Consider the following 20,086-nt stretch of genomic DNA (forward strand, 5'->3'; position numbering starts at 1 on the left):
GCCAAGCTACGGTTCGGCTCCATAAGAAAAACCCGCTAAATAGCGGGTTTTTTGCTGTTTAATGGTTGAGTTCGATACTGAATGTAGACAAGGAATTATGGGGAACTAAATGTGTTCATTATTGTAGACATGCTTTTTACATCTAAAAAAAGATCATTCACTTTGAAGTTAATAATTAGTGGCACATTTTCCGAAATTACATCTATAAGAGCTCGAACTGATATAAGATTATGGTATTAAGCATCAAAAGCAAAACATTCGGAGGAATTACTATCATGAGTTTTACTATTGATTATGTTAAAAATAAAAACAGAATTATTGTAACATCGGACGGCATGGAAGTTGAGGATGCCCTTGCGTACGCGGAACAATTTCCGAGAGTACTGAAGAAAACTAAGCGAGGGTTTACAGGTATGACTGTAATTACTGGAGGTTTGGTATTTAAGCAAGAAGTGATGGCAATTCTTGCTCCAACTGGTGAAGATGCTGTGAAAGCCGGGATCTCTACAAAACACAAATGGGTGTATGTTGCGCCTACCGCGTTCTACAAAACGCAAATGCATCGTATGTTTAAAGATATTGCAAACTTGTACGAATCGATAGAAGAAGCTGAAGCGTATCTTGATTCCCCAGGGAATTAGCAACTTCTTAAAAATTAAAAACCTTTATGTAAATCTTCTGGCTGGCTAGAATGCTTCTAGGGTGACATCTAGGGTGACATCAAAACTGTGACTACACTCGTAAAAGCTTATGTGCCGTTATCTTCGGACAGGGGTTCAACTCTCTCGGCTCAATATGGAGTAAGTGAAGACACCTTAAAGGGTGTCTTTTTTTGCTAGGTCCAGTATCTTTCGTATATGGAACTAAAATTGCAGTGTAGAAGAAGTGCTTGTCCCGTAATTAAAGATGATAAGCTCTGGAATCGCTATTCATTCAGTCTTAGAATTGTGAAAGTTGTGAAGCCCAAAAAAATTCAAGGTTCTATATAGGGATAAAAAAGGCAAACATAGGATGGGATGAGTTAATAAGTAGATATAAATGAAAACCAGTACACTTATGCTATAATTTAATAAAGTGTTTCTGTGCTTTTAGAAAATCGGATAAAGGATGCAATGACCAACCATGTATGAGAATCAGACTTCTATGCACCACAAGCTGTTTATTATCGGCGCAGGTGCTGCCGGACTAATGGCCGCTGTTACTGCGTGTGATATGGGTATCGATACTGCCATTCTGGAGAGTAACGACCGGATTGGAAAGAAGATATTAATGACAGGTGATGGCCGCTGTAACATTACAAATGAATCCACTGCAACGGGTACAGATGAAGCAATCGCTTTATCGCGCAAGTATCACAGTAATCAGGCCGGATTTCCACTTGCGGTATTGCAGCAATTTGGCATCCGTCAGACCATAGATTTTTTCTCCTTTCTCGGGCTTCCGCTTACAAGATTGAAGGAGGGCTTGATGTATCCGATGTCGCTGCAGGCAGCAGCGGTGCTGGATATTTTCCAGCTTGCGCTGGAGGATCGGAATGTTCCGGTGTACCTCAATAACAAAGTGTTGGATGTTACTGTTTCGAAGAATCATCCACGCTTCAAGATAAAATGCCAAACGGAGACAGAGGAGGAGGTTGTTTATACTAGCGACTATCTACTTCTATCTGCGGGTGGCCTTGCCGGTCCAAATGCGGGAAAAGAACCTCCTGGGTATACACTTGCCGAACGTCTGGGACACACCCTGATTAAGCCTTTACCGGCCATTGTGCAATTGAAGCTGCAATATCCGAATATGAGGGCACTGTCCACTATCAAATCTCAGGGACAAGCTCATATCATTGTGAACGGTAAAGTTATCTGCAGTGAACAGGGTGAAATTGCCTTCACGGATTATGGTATTACCGGCCCGCCAATTCTTCAGCTAAGCAGGAAGGCTGCGTATCATCTTGCAAGAGGAGAACAGGTAACATTGTCGGTTGATCTGATGCCGGGCCGCACGGAGGAAGAGTTAGTTGAGTTTTTAGAAAGGCTCTGGGAGACCTTTGGACACCGGACTGTGGCGGATTGCCTTGTTGGCATCTTCAATAAGAAGCTTGTTTCTGTCCTACTAAAAGAGACGGGCTTAGATCAACAGCCAGAGCTGCTTTGCCAGGATCTATCGATGAAAACCAAGGGGAAATTTTATCGAATCTTGAAGCGTTGGGAATTTAAAGTGACGGATACCAATGGCTTTACGAATGCGCAAGTGACAGCAGGCGGCATTGATACGTCGGAACTCATCGAAGGAACGCTGGAATCCAAGCTGGTGCCTGGGCTGTATTTGGCTGGCGAAGTGATGGATGTGGACGGAGATTTCGGCGGCTATAACCTGCAATGGGCCTGGAGTTCCGGATATGTGGCCGCCATGGCGCTAGCTAAGTCAATTCAATAAATTTATTAGGAAAAGGGATGCATCAATTAACATGTATAAGGATCAGACTTCTAAGCACCACGAGCTGTTCATTATCGGTGGGGGTGCTGCAGGTCTAATGGCTGCAGTTACAGCGAGGGATCAAGGTATTGATACAGCAATTATTGAAAGCAATGACCGGCTTGGGAAGAAAATAATAACGACGGGTAACGGACGTTGCAACATTACGAACCAATCCACCGCCACCGGTACGGATGAAGCGGCCGCTTTATCACGCAAGTATCACAGTAATCAGGAAGGATTCCCAATACATGTATTGCGGCAATTCGGTGTCCGCCAAACGATCGAATTTTTCTCCTCGCTCGGGCTTCCTTTTATAAGCTTGGAGAATGGCCGGATGTATCCGATGTCGCTGCAGGCGGCTTCGGTGCCGGGTGTATTTAAGCTGGCGCTGGAGGATCGGAATGTTCCCGTATATTATAAACATAAAGTGTTGGATGTTACCGTTTCGGAGGGACATCCGCGGTTCGCGATAACCTGCCAGACGGAGACAGAGGAACAGGTTGTGTATACCAGCGACTATCTTTTTCTATGTGCAGGCGGCCTTACCGCTCCCAAAACGGGAACGGACGGCTCCGGTTATACGCTTGTCCAACGTCTGGGGCACACCCTGATCAACCCGGTGCCAGGCATTGTACAATTGAAGCTGGATTATCCGTATTTGAAGGAACTATCGGGCATCAAATTTGAGGGACAGGCCCATGTTATCGTAAACAATGAAGTCATCCGCACTGAGTCTGGTGAGATTCTTTTTACGGACTATGGTATCTCGGGCCCGCCCATACTTCAGCTCAGCAGAAAGGCTGCGTATAATCTCGGAATAGGAGAATCGGTGACATTGTCGGTTGATTTAATGCCGGAGCGCACGGAGGAAGAGTTAATTGATTTTCTGGAGATCCACTGGGGGATCTTCGGACACAGGACGGTTGCCGATTCCCTTATAGGTATCGTCAGCAAGAAACTGATTCCAGTTCTGCTGAAGGAGGCTGGAATTGATCAACAGCTGCACCTGCTTTGTCAGGATCTTTCGTGGAAAACAAAAAAAATATTTTATAAAATCTTGAAGCGTTGGGAATTTAAAGTGACGGATACCAATAGCTTTACTAATGCACAAACAACAGCCGGTGGCATCGATACGACGGAGCTAACTGAAGGAACGTTAGAATCTAAGTTAGTCCCTGGACTGTATTTGGCAGGTGAAGTGATGGATGTCGATGGAGATTGCGGCGGCTATAACCTGCAATGGGCCTGGAGCTCCGGCTATGCCGCCGCGATGGCGCTTGCTGATCGCCGTAACGGTAACATGTAAGGGGAAGATGGTTGTGACTCTTGGCACGTTGCGGTGGAATACTTGCATGCATTGAACACACGACGGCTAATTGTGGATTTGTTATGCTTCTGCTCATATGGATTAAAAGTAAAAGACACCTTAATAGGTGTCTTTTTCATTGACTGGGAAATCATACCTATTGGAAAACAGCATGTAAACTTAGAGAGATAGGAATTTGTCATCATTGTAAATAAAATATACACGAAGATATATGCAACTCTTATTAACTATATAAATTCAATTCCAATAATTACCGATAGAATAACGAGATCGAATATAAAATGAATTAATATTTTTATTAAACACTCGGTATCTAAGACAAATTAATATTTTGGAGGGAAAAATGAAGAATAAAATTGGAAAGCTTTCTAGTGTAGTTTTGTTGTTTTCACTTGTAGTGTCTTTAATTACAGGTGGATTAGGAAATACGATAGCACATGCTGCGGGTCTTTCGATTACGGGTAGTGGGGGCTGGAATGAAATTGCGTATGTGGAATGGTCACCTGTAAGTCAAGCGACGGGTTATACGGTATATGTTAAACCGGCAACTGCAGCGGATTCCCAGTATCAACAAATTAATGATGAATTAATTCGACAATACGCTTCCTATTGGAGAGCGGATGCTGTGGGACTTGCTGCTGGAGCTTATGTAATGAAAATTGAAGCTACGCTGCCAGGCGGTGGGGTGGTAAGTGAGGTTTCGAGTCCGCTATCTGTTACGTCATTTGACCGATCTGGATTTTCTTTTTCGGCCAACTCACCCTATGGAACTGGTTCGGGTGCTTATAATGAAGATGGAACGCTCAAGAATGGTGCACAAGTGCTGTACATAACCTCTCAGAATGCTAAAACCGTAACCCTTGGTGTGAAAGCCAACAGCTCAGGTGCTATACAAACAGGCGTAGGTCTTGGTGAAATATTGAAACTTAGACAAAAAGGTTATGATAAAACGCCACTAGTCATTCGAATGATTGGAAAAGTTACAGCTGCTGATCTGAGAGGACAACTTAACAGCAGTGGATATCTTGAAGTCAAAGGTAAAAATAATTATTCGGAAATGAATATTACGATTGAAGGTATCGGGAACGATGCTTATGCATACGGTTGGGGAATACTTCTTAGATATGTCGGTAATGTGGAAGTAAGAAACCTAGGGGTGATGTTATTCCCTGACGATGGCATTTCAATGGATACAGGCAATGCGAATGTGTGGGTGCACAATAATGATATTTTCTATGGATCTGCAGGAAGTGATGCGGACCAAGTTAAAGGTGATGGTTCCACGGACGTTAAAAAGGGGTCAACATATGTTACCATCTCTTACAACCACTATTGGGATTCCGGAAAAGTTGCTCTAGTGGGTCTGAGCGAGTCTACTGAATTCTTTGTTAGCTTCCACCATAACTGGTTCGATCATTCGGATTCCCGTCATCCGCGTATCAGAGTAGCCTCTGTTCATATCTATAATAACCTTTATGACGGAGTTTCCAAATATGGTGTCGGTGTTACCACAGGAGGTTCAGCTTTTGTAGAATCAAATGCTTTTAGACATGCTAAATATCCGATGATGAGTTCTTTACAGGGTACTGACGCTTTAGGAGAAGGTACATTCTCAGGTGAAAATGGAGGTATGATCAAAGCATACAACAATAGTATTGTTAATGCTGCGAGTCTTATTTATGCGAACTCTGATGCTGGAACAGCTCCGGCAAAAGCAACCTCATTTGATGCCTACTTAGCATCGTCGAGAAATGAAACCGTCCCAAGTTCATACAGAACACTAAAAGGCGGCACAACGTATAACAATTTCGATACAATCGTTGATACGGGAGCGAAGGTATCTGACATTGATGACGTGAACGCAGTTGAACAGATTGTTACGGCAGAGGCTGGACGATTGAATGGCGGAGACTTCACATGGCAGTTTAATAATTCAGTGGATGACACATCGTCTGCACTTAATACAGCTCTGATGTCCAAAATAAAAAGTTACACCACTGGGCTTGTATCTGTGGGCGGTAACTCCAACTCAACAGAGCCGACACCAACAGCGACACCGAAGCCGACGGTAACACCAACACCAACAGTAACGCCGAAGCCGACGGTAACACCTACACCGACAGCAACTCCGGTGCCTCCAACGGGAGCGTATGCCCATAACTTTACGACTGATGGAGCAATTAGCGACTTCTTCAATATTCAAGGCAATCTCTCAATTAATAAGGGGACTGTATTATATAATGGTCTAACACTCACTCAAAGTCTAAAAATTGAGAGTCCAACCAGCATTGGGTTTACGACAACTAAAGATTCAACCCTAACATTAGTGTTTAATACAGCTGACGGAACTCAAATCAAGGTCGATGGAACAAGCTACCCGATGACCAATGGTATTGTCAGCGTAGTCCTTGCACCCGGTGCCCATACCATTACCAAGGATAGTCCTACGAACCTGTATTACATGCATGTAGAATAAGATGCTTTAATTCCTTACTAATATATTTCTATATTATTCAGACGGATTCGATTTCCATCGGCTCCATATGAAGTAAAGACACCCTTAGGGGTGTCTTTTGCTTTGGTCCAAACTCTTCCAGTCTCTCTTATATACTCGGATCTCTTTTTGCCCAGCTATAGTTTTTTTCAGCCAACCCAGTTAAATGAACCGAGCCTCTGACGCATGAAAGCCTATATGAGAAAAGATAGCTCAGCCCTCTTCCCCCAAATCACCCTATTGATGGTAACTTGAATTTTGCGTAGTACTAGAATCTAATTTATAATAATAGACTGATCTAAACTGCTTTAGGAGGAAACAATGGAATTTATCAAAAATCATCTAGACGGATATGGCATAAGTGAACAAATGATTGGATATCTCTCAAATTTGATCATGGTTGTTTTTATAGCTGTGGTCTCCATAATGGTTAATTTTATAGCCAAAAAAATCGTATTAAAGACAATTATTCATATCATCAATAACAATAGTTATACGTGGGACAATGTCATTTTGGAGAAGAAAGTATTCCATAAGCTGTCGCATCTCATGCCAGCAATCATTATCTATTATTCAGCATCTATCTTCCCATCCTACCAATCTATAATTGAAAAATTTGCTTTAACGTATATGATTATCGTAACTATCATGGTGTTTGATGCATTGCTCAATGCCCTGGATGCGATATATCGATCGTTCGAGGTTTCCAAGATTAGACCCATTAAGGGATACATTCAGGTAGGAAAAATCGTTCTATTCATCATCGGTGGTATCGTGGTGATCTCGAACCTCATCGGTCAGAATCCTTTAATTATTCTCAGTGGTCTTGGTGCCTTATCGGCTGTTCTAATGCTAATTTTTAAAGATTCCATATTAGGCCTTGTTGCAGGTGTTCAATTATCATCGAATGATATGGTGCGTGTTGGTGACTGGATTGAAATGCCTAAATACAATGCGGATGGCGATGTGATCGACATTACATTAAACACAGTAAAGGTTATGAATTTCGATAAGACAATCACGATGATTCCGAGCTACGCTCTTATCTCGGACTCATTCAGGAATTGGAGAGGTATGCAAGCATCTGGTGGCAGAAGAATTAAGCGAAGCATTTATATCGATACGAGCAGCATAAGCTTTTGTTCCCAAGAGCTGATTGATGAATTTATGAAGATTCAATACCTTACCGATTATGTCACGACAAGACTGAATGAAATTAACACGTACAACCTGGAACATCAGATTAATACAGATAGTATGGTCAACGGTAGACAACTTACGAATGTGGGTGTATTCAGAGAATATATCCATCAATATTTGAGAAATCATCCGAAAATTCATAAGGATATGACACTGATCGTCAGACAGTTAGCACCGGGAGATAACGGTCTGCCATTGGAAATTTATGCTTTCAGTAATGATATTAACTGGGGAGTATATGAATCGGTTCAAGCGGATATCTTCGACCACATTTTTGCGGTTATGCCGACATTTGGACTTCGTGCTTTCCAAAATCCAACCGGCCATGATATCGTCCATCTAAAAGAGAGCGCGCAATTTTCTCGGGAATATTGAGATGGAGCGGAGATAAACTGAGTGATTGTAAGGAGAGCGAATCTCCTTGGCCTCTAACATTATGAACACCATCCTTATGAGGATGGTGTATTTTGTATTTGCTAGCAATGCAATCACTGTATTTTCAGCTAACTTTCAGTTCAATATAAGCTTTGTTTAAGAATAGAAATGTAAACTAATCGTGTATAAAATCTATCGAAAGGAAGTGATATAGTATGCTGAAGCGTACAATGTCTCTTATGCTTGTCTTAATCTTGACAATGACTAGTGTAGTGGGGGTTGCTTCTGCTAGTACAACTACGAAGGAAACGGTTATTAATCTTTCGGATTCAGCAGTAACCGTTGATGGACAGAAGGCGTCAACGAGTTCTTCGGCCGCTGTATATACGGGAGCTAGCATTGTGTATTATGAGGACGGACATGACAGTAGCTATGGAGAAGGTACAGATTCAGATACACACAGTGCGGAGGAAGCAGCTAAGCATACAGTTGTGACCATTACAAAACCGGGCGTTTATCGTGTCACAGGCAAGTTATCGAAAGGACAGCTTGCAATTGATCTTGGGGAGGATGCGGCTTCTGACCCTACAGCGGTAGTAACACTTATTCTAGATGGAGCAGATATTACGAGTACAGTGGCTCCGGCAGTTATTTTCTACAATGTATATGAGCCGTACTCTAATACAGAGGACACCAAAGGAATTGTCGATCTTAGTCATGCAGGTGCACAGGTTATTTTAGCAGATGGTTCTGTAAACACTGTAAACGGCTCTTATGTCGCACGAATTTATAAAGAGGGCACAACGAAAAAACTGCATAAGTATGATGGAGCCTTCTATTCTAAAATGTCCATGAACATTTCTGGAGAAGCTAAAGGAACAGGAGAGCTACATATTACTGCTGCTAACGAAGGGCTCGATTCTGAGCTGCATTTGGCTCTCAATGGTGGAAAGGTTTATATTCAATCCCAGGATGATGGAATCAATACGAATGAGGATGGAATATCGGTTACAAGTATCAATGGTGGATATCTTTATGTGAATGCAGGTCTAGGAGCAGAAGGTGATGGGATTGACTCCAATGGCTACTTAACGATTAACGGAGGAACTATTGTTACTATGGCTAACGATCGTAGTCCTGACGGCGGTATCGATGCAGATAAGGATATTACCATTAATGGTGGTACGGTGCTTGCACTAGGAACGCGTAATGATGCTACCTCTTCTACATCCAAGCAACCGTTTATGGAGTTTTCTTTTGCTACGACACAAGCGAAGGGAAGTATAATTTCATTAAAAGATTCGGCAGGAAATGAATTACTAAGTCATACTGCGGAAAAGAACTTTCAAAGCGTAACCTTCTCATCGGCTGACCTTAAGCTCAATACTGAATATCATCTGTACATTAATGGAGTACAGCAACAATATACAGGAAATTCATTTGGTATGATGGGTGGCGGAGGCTTTGGTGGTAATCGTCCTAGCGGTGACAACGGCCAAGCTGCTCCTCCAACAGGAGAGCGTCCTACTACCGGAGAAAAACCAGAAGGTACACCTCCAGCAATTCCTGATGGGAAGCAGGGAAAACCAGAAGGTGGCTTTAATCCAGACGGACAAAACACAACAGTAAGCGGTGAAGGTTCTACAGCATTTAAAATAACGGACTCTATTCATAGCTTTTCAGGTATTTCCGAGGCAACTGATAATAGCGGTAAAACAAAAGTTACCTTTACCGTCAATGACGGAGCCGGCATTCAAAGTGTAGCTTCTGGTAAAAGTGTTGTATTGAAGGGAGTTACAGCAAGTGCAAATGTTCCTGAAAGTGATATTCAGCTAACAGTAACGGACGTACCTTCTGAGAACTATTCTGAAACGTATCTTCTTTCTGAGTTAAAGGATGATTACTCTAAGATTATGCCTAAGGAGGATGGACAATACCGTCTTACCATTGCGGTTGTGTCTACTAACGAAACATACACAGGGGTATCACAATGGCAATTTTCAATCGGTATGCTACCCTTCACGGATGTGAAGTCAGACGATGCGTCTTATAATGCCATTAAGACTTTGTATGAAAAAGGAATTATGATTGGAACGAGCTCTACTCAATTTTCACCAAATTCACCAGTAACACGTGCAACTGCGATTACAACTCTTGGTAGGCTTCTTAATATAGAGCAGACTGAATCCAACGCCTTCAATGATATTGTGAAAAATAGCTGGTATAGTGGGTATGTTGGTTGGGCAGTTGAAAATGGACTTGTTATTGGCGATGGAAAAGGAAATTTCATGCCCAATGCTAACCTGACTGCTGAGCAGATGAAAGCTGTTATATCGAGATATGTGGAACTGAATGGATTAAATATTGCGGTAGACGAGCTTTTTCCAAATACTCTTACGGGTACAATGACTCGCGCAGATCTTGCGTCTATATTAAGCAAGCTGCTATAGATATGGAGTAATAAAAAAGACACCCTTTCAGGTGTCTTTTTTATTTTCATCTTGAAAAGAGAATATTACTGACGACTCTAATGAAAGTTCCCGGTTTCATTTTCCGTGAATTTTCCATCGCTGTCATGCTGAGCTTGTTTGCGGCGATCATTACGGGCTTGTTGCTGCTGTTGGGCTTCCAGGCTGTTTACGGGAGTGGCTTCCAATTCTTTTACGGTGTTGATCAGATTCTTGTCTGGTTGATTTGCACTCAATTGAAAATTCCTCCTTGATTACCTAATGGTTGTGAATTTTATTATGTGCTGGCTACTGTGTGGCTATTCGTAATGTATTTTTATTCTATATGCCATTATTTTGGATGTTATTTTACTGTAATATCTTGAAAATCAAGCCCAGCTTGTCTAAGTTGTTTCCACCGCGACCTAAGAAACCTGCGACATAGCTACCTGAAGGAGCAGACAAAGTGTAAGAGGTTCCGCTTTTTGTCCCTGCGGCTACTTTGCGGTTTTGATTAGTTGTCAATTCAAGATAGAATATCCGATCGCTGCCTTTATAGCTGTTTTTGTACACCACAGCGCTTGTGATGAACTCCCCGCTGTTAAGTGTGAGCGTTGCTGCTGTACCGCCTGTGCCGCCATTCACCAGCGTGCTTCCATCGGCGTATTGCATAGCTATGGAATCTATACGGCTTGCTCCTTTTAAGGTTACGGAGGTTGGACTGCTTGTGGATACGGCTGTACTTCTTAGAAGTTGAAGGCTGATCCTCCAGACCACCAATGAGATCACTGTAGAATAAGCTGCTGCTTTTTGTGAAGGAGAAATTTGAGCTGATGGCGTAGTGGTCTGAAAGCTGGTTACCTTTAGCGTCGGTAAAATAGGTATGGAGCAGTGCCTGCCAATTCGGCCATGCCTCTACCGGTGAACTTCAGCGATGTGCAGGACCACTGGGCGCAAGACGCAATCCGTCAGGCGGCTGCGCTAGGAATTGCGCGCGGCTTCGAGGACGGCAGCTTCCGGCCAGATGGCATTGTAACAGGTGTGAATATAACGAAAGAAGTTATTTCAGGCTATAAAGACGGAAGCGTTGAGCTGACGGTAATTGAACCTGATGGTATTCCAAAGAATACTCCTTGCCTTATTTACATCCATGGAGGAGCATTTGTCCTAAAAGCAGCACCTGCCCATATCCATTGGGTCTGTGATACGCTTTTCCATTTGGTGTCGAGGATTGTTATGCAGCATTCGAGTGGGTCTGCAATCATGCGGACGCCTTAGGGATTGATAAGAGTAGAATAGCAATTGGGGGAGATAGCGCGGGTGGCGCACTTGCTGCTGCAGTGACTTTAATGGCACGCGATAGGCAAGCTCCTCCTATTTGTTATCAAATGCTACTTTATCCAGTAACAGATGCAAGACAGACTACGGAATCCATTAAAGAGTTTACAGACACACCACTGTGGAACACCAAACTTAATAAGAAAATGTGGGAATTGTATATCAAGAATGGAGTAGCCGCTAGCAAGAGAGAATATGCATCTCCTATGGAAGCAACATCATTAACAGGCTTACCTGACTCCTATGTTGAAATTACGGAGTTTGATTGTTTGCGGGACGAAGGAATTCATTACGCAGAGGCTTTACAAAAAAGTGGGGTTCAGGTTGAATTGTATCACACCAAGGGAACCGTTCATGGGTATGATATAGCTGAAAAAAGTGAAATTGTGCAGCAGAGTGTAACACGAAGAATTGAGGCTTTACGAGGAGCTTTCAAGTAGAAAAAATGAATCAAGCCGGGGCATCTTTTCGATGATCCACGCGTTTGATTCTTTTTTATTTTATCATCCATAAAATGTAAAAATGTCATAATAATTTGATGACTGCTGTCACTATTTATCTTAATTTAAAAGCATTACAATAAAGGATGGTCCTAAAGCTTAGCTATTGCTAGAGTTGAGGCTTACTCAATCTTAAAAGAATTAACTATTTACACTGGAGGCAGCTCTTGAAGATGAACCCACAACTGTTACGAGATTTCCCGTTCTTCGAACATCTTGATGATGAATATTTAGCTGAAATTGCCAAGCTATGTAGTGAGCGTACTTATATAAAAGGAGAGTCCATCTTTTTTGAAGGTGAAGAGGGAGAGGAACTCTATCTGGTAATCTCAGGAGTTGTTCAAATCTATCAAGATAACCACTCTAGGGATGTGATCCTTTCTATTTTTAGAGAAGGTGACTTCTTTGGAGAGATGGCTTTGCTGCAAAATGAAAGAACACGCTCTGCTTCTGCAAGGACCATTGAGAAGTCCACCTTATGTATTCTGAAAAAACGCGATTTCATTCCCCTATTAAAAAGTAACCCAGAAATACTAATCGGCATTTTGGAAACAGCCTTAGATCGTCTACGTGATGCCAATAAATTAATAACAGATTTGACCGTTATTGACGTGCGTACGCGCATTGCTCGCGTGTTGTTGCGTCTAACAGAACAGCATGGCGTGCCCAGTGATGAAGGTGTTCTAATCGATTTGAAGCTAACACATCAACACTTGGCAGATATGACAGGAACGGCGCGTGAGACTGTGACAAAATCATTGCTAGGATTACAGGATGAGCAGTTGATACGTATTGACCAGAGAAAGATACTCGTGTGTAACATAGATAGACTCAGAAATATACTTGACGTAATTTAAATTTGGATATTTGAAAATTGTAATTGGGGTTACAGAACATTAATCAACCTAAATGATATAACAGTATTAACAAAGAACACGAACGACTATTAATAAATGAAAAGAGGAACTGGAATGAGTGTTAAAAAATTAGTTTTATCTATGTCAGGTACTTTTGTACTGGGGATCATTGTAGGCGGGGCCTTGTTATATAACAATTCGGTTTATAACTCCGTTAAGGATGCCCTGAATGGAAATGCCACGCAAAATTCGGTAGGCAGCGTTAATGGAGTGGGTGGTGTGACACAGGTTAACATTCAGGGTATGGATCTTGAAACAGCATTGATGGCTGTACAGTCTAGTCGTGCAAGTATGTTAGAAGATCAGTTGAAAGATCAAATCGAATCCGTACAAGCCAAGAATGAAACAATCTCAAAACTGAATCAATTGTTGGGAATTATCAATGAAGAGCTAGGGAAGCTTCCTTCAGGTACTGAGGCTAACGCTGCTGTGAAGCTGGCAGATGACAAGGGTGCCATGTTTACTGCCATGAGTATGGCTATACCGCAAACAAAAGGCGAGCTTGAGAGTCTGTTGGGACAAATCAAGTCACAGATTGATAGTGCAAGTAATAGTCAGCAAATGGACATGCTGCGCCTGCAAAGTTTATCCAATAAGCGGAACGAAGCTTTCGATGTAATGACGAATTTTGTTAAAAAAATGGAAGATTCCAGAAATAGTATTATAGGAAATATGCGGTGATGAATTAAAACTATGATACCAAGTGCTGCAGTCGATTTTCTACGTGATCATCCGTTATTACGAGGTATTCCTGATAATGAGCTACGAAATGTAATTAACGCTATAAAACTTATGTCTTTAGAGGATGGACAACGACTTCTTATGGAAGAGTCCACCTCTAAGGACTGTTTCATTATATGGCAAGGGAAAGTGCAAGTCACCTCGGTGAACTTAGTTGGAAAGGCGCTGCTCTTAGCTGAACTTGGACCGGGAGAGTTAGTGGGAGAGATCGGTCTTATTCGGAACGTACAAAGATCAGCTAGTGTTACGGCAATCGGACCAGTAAAGGCGTTGCGTCTGGACCGTTCCTCGTTCGAATATTTGGCGAGCCTGAGTCCGCTATTTTATGAGAGTGTGCTCGTGAACATACGGATTCGAATGATCCATAGTATGCTTCGCAAAGCGACAATCTGGTCGGTCATACCTGATGCTGAACTTCGGGGTCTTGCAGAGATTACAACGATTAAGAAAGTAACGAAGGGCGAAGAGATTATCGCGGAAGGTACGGATGTTGATCAATTTCTCATGATTAGCAGCGGAAGCATCGAGCTTTGCAGCCGAAAGCGGCGTAAGACTATTCTTCGAGAAGGGGATTTTTATGGAGAGACAGAGTTACTAACGGACACGGTTTCCTCGCACACGTTGATCGCGGTAGAAGATAGTGAATTACTGATCATGGGTAAGTTAGAATTCTTAACTATACTTGACTATTATGCTCCGGTTCGTCAACAACTCATAGAGGTTCTAAATATACGAACACCCCATATGTTGGAGAAAGTCACCATCGCCATCGGTGGGGAGTCTATTGTAGAGGATAATAAATCGCTACCTAAGGCCAAGGACAAGTGGATGGAGCAATTACTCTGGCTGGTAGGTGGATTCCTTGTCTTATCCTTCTTGGCACTATTCCTTCATAGCCAATGGTGGAAGATCGCCGCTTTAATTGTTGGAGGTGTTGTGGGTCCTGTAGCATTCGTAGCTTTTATGAGAAGTCAGCAGTTAGTAGGCTTTCGCCAGAGGAGGCTTGGTTTAGTTTTTGTGTCCACGGCGATTGTTGCTATCCCTCTGGCTTGGTATTTAGAGCGGATTTGGCTTTTTGAAGTAAAAGCAAATTCCTCCGACTTTTCGCAGCTTTACGTACCGTTGTCTGTAGCTCTAATTGAAGAAACTGCAAAATTATTAGTCTGTGTGATGCTCGTTCGGACGCGAAAAATTCATTTTCTGATGGATGCAGTGGTGTTTGGTGCCGCAGCAGGAATGGGATTTGCTGCAGTGGAAAGTATTATTTATGGATGGGTACATATTGACGATGCCTCTTCACTTGGAATGCTCGCCGTCCTATGGATGAGAGCATTATTATCTCCCTTCGGTCATGGAACATGGACTGCTATCGCAACTGTGGGTATCTGGTATGCAAGCAGTGTGCATAAGAACTCGAGCTTGGGTGACAGTAAGCCGTGGACGAAAGGGCGACGTGCAATGGAGATGTTTTTGGCAGCAGTCGTGATGCATGCATTATGGAATTATCACTTTGAATCGGGTCTGATGAAGGCGGGTGCTATGGCCGTAGTCGGGTTTGTGGGTCTCTATATATTGTTCTCACTCATTCGCAGGGGAAGAAAAGAGGAGTTCCATGCATTGAACATGTTAAATCCAACCACGCATGAGGCGATAAGGCATGACGATCAAGTGAAGCTTAAGACGCAGGAGCTTTTTTGTGAAGGCTGCGGGTCTATGTCTCCTCAAGGTACTCGCTACTGTGCACGCTGTGGCCAGGCATTAAGGGTGAAATGATAATTAACTTTGACGTAGAGCCAAAAGCTCCGTTCCTAGTGGAACGGAGCTTGTTTGCGTGCTCATTTAGAAACATGTAAAGGATTGGATGGACTCCAAGCTCAATCCTGTATACACCCAGAACCTTCCGTTCCACTGAAATCCAGCAACCGAGGTGCGTCCTACGAAAACCGGGTAAAACCAGAATTGATTTCTATTGACAAGCCAAATGTACGTATTCCGAAACAAACAGCCAGCAATTGCTCCCGGGTCGACAGCAAGGGGCGAAACCGCAGATTGCTGAGGGATGAATTCTGGGGGAGGTGAGCTGGGTGCTGTGAGTCCTGGTTGCCCGGGACCTGGCTGTCCCGCCTGTCCCGGCTGCCCTGGGAATCCTGGGAAACTTGGAGGTGGTAAAAATGACATAATCTTGTCACTCCTTAATGGATGGGCTAAAACATTGTATGTAGAAGCGGAGAAAAGTGAATGGGCGTTTCGAAGATTCTTTACTATGTTTCGCGGGGGATGAAATGTTTTCTGGATTATGTGTTAAACGAGAGGACAGCTCATTGCAAGAATGAACAGTGGCTCACAATGTCATGTGGATATTATTCCCTTTATAAATTAAGCGCATGAATAACCCATGGAGGTTATAATAGACACAAAGAAGAACCGATGCTTACTAACCAACAGTACAATAGACCCCGTATCTTACGATGGGTGGGGTCTATTTTTTTTGGCGTAAGGCTGTTATGAAAGCTGTGTAGTCGGTAGTATTGAAAGGTGATTTAAATGCTGAAAGCTTATGGTTGGCTCACTTTTTGTGTAGTCGTATGGGGTAGCAACTTTGTGTTTGGAAAGATCTTAGTTCAGGACTTCTCCCCTGGTCTGTTAACATCACTGAGACTTTTATTTATAGTGTTATGTCTAGTTGGAATAACGGCTTACAAAAAGAATTTTAAGCTGGTAGGTAAATCGGATGTCCTACTAATTTTATCTTTAGGTGTTATTGGTGTGTTTATTAATCAATGGTCCTTTTTTAAAGGGCTGCAAACGGCTGATCCAACGACATCTGCAATTATTTTAGCTATGACTCCTATTTTAACGGGCATGTTAGCCGCTGTTTTTTTAAAAGAAAAATTAACGATTCGTATGGTCATGGGGTCCATTCTAGCGATCATAGGCATTTATTTTGTCGTTGTAAAAGGTGGATCATCCTCGTTACATTTTGACAAAGGACTACTGTGGATTGTTGTGACGATGATAACATTCGCAATTATGATTATTATGACTAGGGTACTCTCGCAAAGAATAGATCCACTCACGATTACTTTATATTCAAATCTGGTGGGTTTTATAGTATCGATCCCTTTTGCCTTCTCGCTAGATACACCTATACGAATGAGCTCGAATATTACGGATTGGGCTCTGCTGATTGGAACCGCCGTTGTTGTACATGGCATAGCCACTCTGATTTGGAATAACAATATTCGACATGTTAATGCTTCAAAAGCGTCTGTATTATCTAATTTAGAGCCTTTTGTAGCCATGATTATGGGATTAATATTACTGTACAAACCCATCACAGGTGTGGAAGTGTTAGGGTCATTGTTCATTCTGACAGGAGTTATGTTATCTACGTATCAACGAAAAAGTGCGATATTAAACCCGGTGGAATAGCCGGAGGGGGAGAGACTCGGAGACTCATTAATTCTCCGGGTTACAGCCCTTATTTTTACCAATTTATTCATATACTTGTGAATTAGTATCTTAATAGACTTAGATATGTTATAATAAATTTATTGAAGTAGCGTCCTAATAAATACACATAGTGTAGAGGGTTGTTCTTGAATTAATAACCTTGTACCATATGTGTATTTTTTATTTTTAGAGATAAGAATGTCATGTAAATTAAAATTAGGTGGTAATTAGTATGGAAACAGGCACAGTTAAATGGTTTAACGCAGAAAAAGGATTTGGATTTATCGAAGTTGAGGGCGGTAGTGATGTATTCGTACATTTCAGCGCAATCACTGGAGACGGTTTTAAATCTTTGGACGAAGGTCAACGTGTTGAATTTAATATCGTACAAGGCAATCGCGGAGCACAAGCTGAGAATGTCGTAAAACTCTAATATAGAGCTCGAAGCCCCAAACAATATGTTTGGGGCTTTTTTATTTTTTTTCAGGGGATAAAGAACGGGCTGATATCCTGAATCTTTTGATGTTCTGAAGTTAATCAAGCAAATAAAACCATTTTATGGTATGTTTTTTGGTGATTGATGTTATAACTTGGGAGCTGTATAAGGATGATAGGGAATACGACAGACAAAGAACGGACGATATTCGATCATGCTGGAAATACGATCAAGACAGAAGACAGAGAAATTCGAATTCTTGCCAAGTATGAAGAGCCGCTGGTTGTCCTGTTAGGAAACGTGCTTAGCGATGAGGAATGTAATGAGTTAATTGAGTATTCTAGAGAACGATTGCAACGTTCGAAAATAGGCGAAGACCATGTGGTCAATTCAATTAGAACGAGCAGCGGTGTGTTCTGTGAGGAGAATGAGACGGTTACAAGAATCGAGAAACGATTCTCACAAATTATGAATATCCCTATCGAGCACGGTGATGGCTTGCAAGTCCTTTTGTATATCCCTGGTCAAGAGTATCTACCCCATCATGATTTCTTCGCACAAACGAGTCGAGCAAGTAGCAATAATCGAATTAGTACGCTCGTGATGTATTTGAATGATGTGGAGGAAGGTGGAGAAACAGATTTCCCTATGCTTAATTTATCTGTGAGCCCTAATAAAGGTATGGCGGTCTACTTCGAATATTTTTATGATAATCATGAATTAAACGAGTCCACCTTACATGCAGGTATGCCAGTAATCAAAGGCGAAAAGTGGGTTGCAACGATGTGGATGAGAAGACAAGTCCTTCGCTCTTCCTAGATGTAAGTTATTGTATTTTTTTAATCTCACTTACTACAGTCAATATATCTTCCAGACAAGACACCCTAAAGGGTGTCTTATTATATTAAAGTAAGTAATTTTACTGATAATTTCTATAGATTGGAGAGAGGCTAAGGGGGATCGGAGTATTGATTGGAGGATTTACTAGTCACTATGTTATAATATTTATTCACTATTTCAAATAGGGTGAATCTAACATCATGAGAGAGTTTCAAAGTAATCATCACAAGCTGTTTATTATTGGTGGGGGCGCTGCAGGGTTAATGGCTGCCATTACTGCGAGTGACTTTGGTATTGATGCAGCTATATTGGAGGGCAACGACCGGATTGGCAAAAAGATATTAACGACAGGAAACGGTCGCTGTAATATTACGAATAATTCTACAACGATGGAGCCGGAGGAGACGATTGCTTTATTATATAAGTATCACAGTACTCAGCCTGACTTTCCATTGTCTGCGCTGCAGCAATTTGGTATCCAACAAACCATCGACTTTTTTAGAATGCTCGGACTTCCGCTAACAAGCTTGGAGGATGGTCGGATGTATCCGATGTCACTGCAGGCTGGCTCTGTGTTGGATATTTTCCAGCTTGCGATGAAGGACCGGAATGTGCCTGTGTATTTTAATCATAAAGTGTTGGATGTTACTGTGTCGATAGATCATCCACGTTTTAGGATTGTTTGCCAGACAGAGTCGGAGGAGCAGGTTGTATTAACCAGTGATTATCTTTTTCTATGTACAGGCGGTCTTACCGCTCCGAAAACGGGAACGGACGGTTCCGGGTACACCCTGGCTCAACGTTTAGGGCACACGCTTATTGAGCCTTTGCCGGCCATTGTTCAATTGAAGCTGGATTATCCGCATCTAAAGGCATTGTCAGGTGTCAAATTCGAGGGAATGGCTCATATCATGGTGGACGGTCAAACGATCCGCAGCGAATATGGCGAGATTCTTTTCACCGACTATGGTATCTCCGGTCCAGCCATTCTCCAGCTTAGTCGAGTTGCTTCTTATAACTTAGCTGAAGAGAAGCCTGTGGTGATATCGGTCGAATTAATGCCGGACCGCAGTGGCGAAGAAGTAATTGATTTTCTGGAAATGCACTGGGGTACATTCGGGCACCGGACTGTTGCGGAATCCTTTATCGGCATTATCAACAAGAAGCTAATTCCTGTATTAATGAAGGAAGCAGGCATCAATCAGCAGCCTAACCTGCTTTGTCAGGATTTATCGTGGAATACGAAAAAAATAATTTATCGAATCATGAAGAATTGGGAATTCACAGTCATAGGTACCAATAACTTTACTTTCGCCCAAACTACAGCCGGAGGCATCGACACAATGGACATCAACCAAGAAACGATGGAATCCAGGCTTGTTCCCGGGCTCTATTTTGCGGGTGAGGTCATGGATGTAGATGGAGACTGTGGTGGATACAACCTGCAGTGGGCTTGGAGTTCAGGTTATGCTGCAGCAAAAGGGCTTGCTGATCATATTGCAACTAATCCTGAATGATTCGAAGAAAAAGACACCTTAAAGGGTGT

17 protein-coding genes and 1 pseudogene are annotated in these 20,086 nt (G+C 42.3%); 15 read left to right on the plus strand and 3 right to left on the minus strand.

Annotation, left to right across the window (positions count from 1 at the left end; genetic code table 11):
• Positions 1–275 precede the first annotated feature (275 nt).
• The 6 genes from NST74_RS01030 to NST74_RS01055 all read left to right on the plus strand — a co-directional run bounded on the left by NST74_RS01030 (position 276) and on the right by NST74_RS01055 (position 10,318).
• Positions 276–641, plus strand: coding sequence for a hypothetical protein (locus NST74_RS01030; protein WP_341110022.1), 366 nt, complete (start codon positions 276–278; stop codon positions 639–641).
• 481 nt (positions 642–1,122) lie between these two features.
• A complete protein-coding gene (locus NST74_RS01035; RefSeq protein WP_341110023.1) occupies positions 1,123–2,430 on the plus strand; it encodes an aminoacetone oxidase family FAD-binding enzyme in 1,308 nt (435 codons plus the stop codon).
• A 31-nt stretch (positions 2,431–2,461) separates the two neighbouring features.
• On the plus strand, positions 2,462–3,778 hold the full coding sequence (locus tag NST74_RS01040) for a BaiN/RdsA family NAD(P)/FAD-dependent oxidoreductase (RefSeq protein ID WP_341110024.1): 1,317 nt from the start codon (positions 2,462–2,464) through the stop codon (positions 3,776–3,778).
• A gap of 364 nt (positions 3,779–4,142) precedes the next feature.
• Positions 4,143–6,275 (plus strand): pectate lyase family protein, encoded by a 2,133-nt coding sequence (locus tag NST74_RS01045; RefSeq protein WP_341110025.1) that lies wholly within the window; start codon positions 4,143–4,145, stop codon positions 6,273–6,275.
• Between the two features lie 339 nt (positions 6,276–6,614).
• The gene (locus NST74_RS01050) at positions 6,615–7,868 is read left to right on the plus strand and encodes a mechanosensitive ion channel family protein (RefSeq protein ID WP_042123344.1); all 1,254 of its coding nucleotides are present in this window, start codon (positions 6,615–6,617) and stop codon (positions 7,866–7,868) included.
• Positions 7,869–8,083: 215 nt separating this feature from the next.
• Positions 8,084–10,318, plus strand: a complete 2,235-nt coding sequence (locus NST74_RS01055) for a carbohydrate-binding domain-containing protein (RefSeq protein WP_341110026.1) — start codon at positions 8,084–8,086, stop codon at positions 10,316–10,318.
• 77 nt (positions 10,319–10,395) lie between these two features.
• On the opposite strand, the gene NST74_RS01060 is transcribed toward NST74_RS01055, so the two are convergent.
• Entirely contained in the window at positions 10,396–10,572 is a 177-nt protein-coding gene (locus NST74_RS01060; RefSeq protein ID WP_283909785.1) for a hypothetical protein, read from the minus strand.
• 112 nt (positions 10,573–10,684) lie between these two features.
• Complete coding sequence (locus NST74_RS01065; protein WP_341110027.1) at positions 10,685–11,104, minus strand: jacalin-like lectin; 420 nt, start codon at positions 11,102–11,104, stop codon at positions 10,685–10,687.
• Between the two features lie 120 nt (positions 11,105–11,224).
• Between NST74_RS01065 and NST74_RS01070 the strand changes: the two genes are divergently transcribed.
• The 5 genes and pseudogenes from NST74_RS01070 to NST74_RS01090 all read left to right on the plus strand — a co-directional run bounded on the left by NST74_RS01070 (position 11,225) and on the right by NST74_RS01090 (position 15,584).
• Complete coding sequence (locus tag NST74_RS01070; RefSeq protein ID WP_341115798.1) at positions 11,225–11,593, plus strand: S-layer homology domain-containing protein; 369 nt, start codon at positions 11,225–11,227, stop codon at positions 11,591–11,593.
• A pseudogene (locus NST74_RS01075) lies at positions 11,584–12,093 on the plus strand (alpha/beta hydrolase); the annotation flags it as partial. The gene NST74_RS01070 and the pseudogene NST74_RS01075, both read left to right, overlap by 10 nt.
• Before the next feature lie 233 nt (positions 12,094–12,326).
• On the plus strand, positions 12,327–13,010 hold the full coding sequence (locus NST74_RS01080) for a Crp/Fnr family transcriptional regulator (RefSeq protein WP_042123352.1): 684 nt from the start codon (positions 12,327–12,329) through the stop codon (positions 13,008–13,010).
• 114 nt (positions 13,011–13,124) lie between these two features.
• Entirely contained in the window at positions 13,125–13,751 is a 627-nt protein-coding gene (locus NST74_RS01085) for a hypothetical protein (RefSeq protein WP_341110028.1), read from the plus strand.
• A 12-nt stretch (positions 13,752–13,763) separates the two neighbouring features.
• Positions 13,764–15,584 (plus strand): PrsW family glutamic-type intramembrane protease, encoded by a 1,821-nt coding sequence (locus NST74_RS01090; RefSeq protein WP_341110029.1) that lies wholly within the window; start codon positions 13,764–13,766, stop codon positions 15,582–15,584.
• Between the two features lie 66 nt (positions 15,585–15,650).
• On the opposite strand, the gene NST74_RS01095 is transcribed toward NST74_RS01090, so the two are convergent.
• Entirely contained in the window at positions 15,651–15,989 is a 339-nt protein-coding gene (locus tag NST74_RS01095) for a hypothetical protein (protein ID WP_042123357.1), read from the minus strand.
• A gap of 366 nt (positions 15,990–16,355) precedes the next feature.
• On the opposite strand from NST74_RS01095, the gene NST74_RS01100 reads away from it, so the two are divergent.
• The 4 genes from NST74_RS01100 (at position 16,356) to NST74_RS01115 (ending at position 20,057) form a co-directional block, all read left to right on the plus strand.
• Positions 16,356–17,243, plus strand: a complete 888-nt coding sequence (locus NST74_RS01100; protein ID WP_341110030.1) for a DMT family transporter — start codon at positions 16,356–16,358, stop codon at positions 17,241–17,243.
• A 253-nt stretch (positions 17,244–17,496) separates the two neighbouring features.
• On the plus strand, positions 17,497–17,697 hold the full coding sequence (locus NST74_RS01105; RefSeq protein ID WP_042123360.1) for a cold-shock protein: 201 nt from the start codon (positions 17,497–17,499) through the stop codon (positions 17,695–17,697).
• 174 nt (positions 17,698–17,871) lie between these two features.
• Entirely contained in the window at positions 17,872–18,519 is a 648-nt protein-coding gene (locus tag NST74_RS01110; RefSeq protein WP_042123362.1) for a 2OG-Fe(II) oxygenase, read from the plus strand.
• Between the two features lie 221 nt (positions 18,520–18,740).
• Complete coding sequence (locus NST74_RS01115) at positions 18,741–20,057, plus strand: BaiN/RdsA family NAD(P)/FAD-dependent oxidoreductase (RefSeq protein ID WP_341110032.1); 1,317 nt, start codon at positions 18,741–18,743, stop codon at positions 20,055–20,057.
• The last annotated feature ends 29 nt before the right edge of the window (positions 20,058–20,086 follow it).

This window comes from Paenibacillus sp. FSL F4-0125 (assembly GCF_038008565.1).
GTDB lineage: Bacteria > Bacillota > Bacilli > Paenibacillales > Paenibacillaceae > Paenibacillus_AQ.

Excerpts from the sequence above, each read along its gene's own strand:
- NST74_RS01100 (WP_341110030.1), top strand. The coding sequence starts at position 16,356 with ATGCTGAAAGCTTATGGTTGGCTCACTTTTTGTGTAGTCGTATGGGGT.
- NST74_RS01035 (WP_341110023.1), top strand. The coding sequence starts at position 1,123 with ATGTATGAGAATCAGACTTCTATGCACCACAAGCTGTTTATTATCGGC.
- NST74_RS01040 (WP_341110024.1), top strand. The coding sequence starts at position 2,462 with ATGTATAAGGATCAGACTTCTAAGCACCACGAGCTGTTCATTATCGGT.
- NST74_RS01110 (WP_042123362.1), top strand. The coding sequence starts at position 17,872 with ATGATAGGGAATACGACAGACAAAGAACGGACGATATTCGATCATGCT.
- NST74_RS01080 (WP_042123352.1), top strand. The coding sequence starts at position 12,327 with ATGAACCCACAACTGTTACGAGATTTCCCGTTCTTCGAACATCTTGAT.
- NST74_RS01055 (WP_341110026.1), top strand. The coding sequence starts at position 8,084 with ATGCTGAAGCGTACAATGTCTCTTATGCTTGTCTTAATCTTGACAATG.
- NST74_RS01105 (WP_042123360.1), top strand. The coding sequence starts at position 17,497 with ATGGAAACAGGCACAGTTAAATGGTTTAACGCAGAAAAAGGATTTGGA.
- NST74_RS01085 (WP_341110028.1), top strand. The coding sequence starts at position 13,125 with ATGAGTGTTAAAAAATTAGTTTTATCTATGTCAGGTACTTTTGTACTG.
- NST74_RS01070 (WP_341115798.1), top strand. The coding sequence starts at position 11,225 with ATGCCTCTACCGGTGAACTTCAGCGATGTGCAGGACCACTGGGCGCAA.
- NST74_RS01115 (WP_341110032.1), top strand. The coding sequence starts at position 18,741 with ATGAGAGAGTTTCAAAGTAATCATCACAAGCTGTTTATTATTGGTGGG.
- NST74_RS01090 (WP_341110029.1), top strand. The coding sequence starts at position 13,764 with ATGATACCAAGTGCTGCAGTCGATTTTCTACGTGATCATCCGTTATTA.
- NST74_RS01050 (WP_042123344.1), top strand. The coding sequence starts at position 6,615 with ATGGAATTTATCAAAAATCATCTAGACGGATATGGCATAAGTGAACAA.
- NST74_RS01095 (WP_042123357.1), bottom strand. The coding sequence starts at position 15,989 with ATGTCATTTTTACCACCTCCAAGTTTCCCAGGATTCCCAGGGCAGCCG.
- NST74_RS01030 (WP_341110022.1), top strand. The coding sequence starts at position 276 with ATGAGTTTTACTATTGATTATGTTAAAAATAAAAACAGAATTATTGTA.
- NST74_RS01045 (WP_341110025.1), top strand. The coding sequence starts at position 4,143 with ATGAAGAATAAAATTGGAAAGCTTTCTAGTGTAGTTTTGTTGTTTTCA.